Here is a 1,238-nt window from a genome sequence, read left to right as displayed (position 1 = left end):
TTGGAAAGCTTTGGTGTGACGTCAATGAACTGAATGGTGGTGTAGAGATACTCAAAACGCCTGTCACTATTCCTTTGCGTGCCGATGTTCGCGAACAATTCAAGATTTTATTGAGGTTTTAATATGAAGCATGAAAGTGGTTTACCCTTTGCAATTGACAGATCTCGCGGCAAAGAGGAACAACAAAGCGTGGTGTTTTATGGCACGCGTCCCTTTATTCAAAGTGGTGAACTCAATGAGGTTCAAACCATCATCAGGGGGCGTCATGACCGCTTGGGGCGCCTTGTTGCAAAAGAAGGAGACCGCGTTGAACGGGCTGATGCTTTTGTCAACAAAGAGACAAAGACCGTCACTTTAACGGATGGCAAGATTTATATCGCAGGCGATATTTTCCCCGTTGCACCAGCTGTACTCAACAATGTTGCCATGATTGGGCGCTTGGAAATTGGTGTGAAGCTGCAAAAAAAATGGATAACTCATGAGGATGATCCAGAGCTCTTGGGGCAAGTCCCTGGCACCTTAGCAGAAGGAGAGCCTGGAGCGGCACGCGAAACAGCAAAGCTTGTTTGGGCACTAAAAGAGGATGCGCAGAATGGCACTTTCTTTCCGGTTTATATTTTACAAGATGGCGTTTTGATTGATCAAAAATCGCCCTCACTGCTTGAACCCGCCATGCAAGCTATTGCGACGTACGACCGTGCCCATGGGCATTATATCGTGAGTGGCTGCCGTGTGAGCGCATTGGGAGCCAATAACGGTTGCCAAGTGTTTAGTATTCAAGAAGGAGAAGCCAATATCAATGGCTTTAAACGCAAGCGCTTAGCGGCTTTGCGCCATGAAGAGCCAGAGGATTTTTCGACAAGCGTTGTTCCAAGCGAAACGCATATTTTTGCGCCTCCAAAAGGGAAAACAAGTTTTACCTTTAAACCCTATTATTCTCCTATTGCTGATATTCAGTCTCTTTTATTGACAAAAGAAAAAACCGTTAACGTCACCCGTGGTGCCGTTGCCGCTGGGCGTGATGGTGTTCCTGATAAAAGCATCACCGCGTTTATCAAAATCGTTCAAGGAAGCAAGGAATTTAAAGAAGGCACAGATTTTAAAAAAACAGGAGACACCATTGATTGGGCACCCGTGGGAGACGAACCTTTAGCGGGGAGCAGCTATAAGGTGACTTACCGCTATCGCGCAAAAATCACGGCTGATAAAGTAACAGCGCAGGAAATCACTGTCTCAGG

General features: G+C 46.4%; 1 protein-coding gene and 1 pseudogene. Both read left to right on the top strand.

What is annotated here, in order from left to right; genetic code table 11:
- Positions 1-122 (top strand): annotated as a pseudogene (locus ACFINE_RS09760) (phage tail protein); the annotation flags it as partial.
- A gap of 1 nt (position 123) precedes the next feature.
- On the top strand, positions 124-1,238 hold a 1,115-nt coding region (locus ACFINE_RS09755), incomplete at its 3' end, for a DUF4815 domain-containing protein (protein ID WP_375621893.1).

Source organism: Bartonella sp. AA97HXZ, assembly GCF_042196985.1.
Lineage (GTDB): Bacteria > Pseudomonadota > Alphaproteobacteria > Rhizobiales > Rhizobiaceae > Bartonella.
The sequence above is the reverse complement of the archived record's forward strand: the minus strand, read 5'-3'. Positions and strand labels throughout refer to the sequence as shown.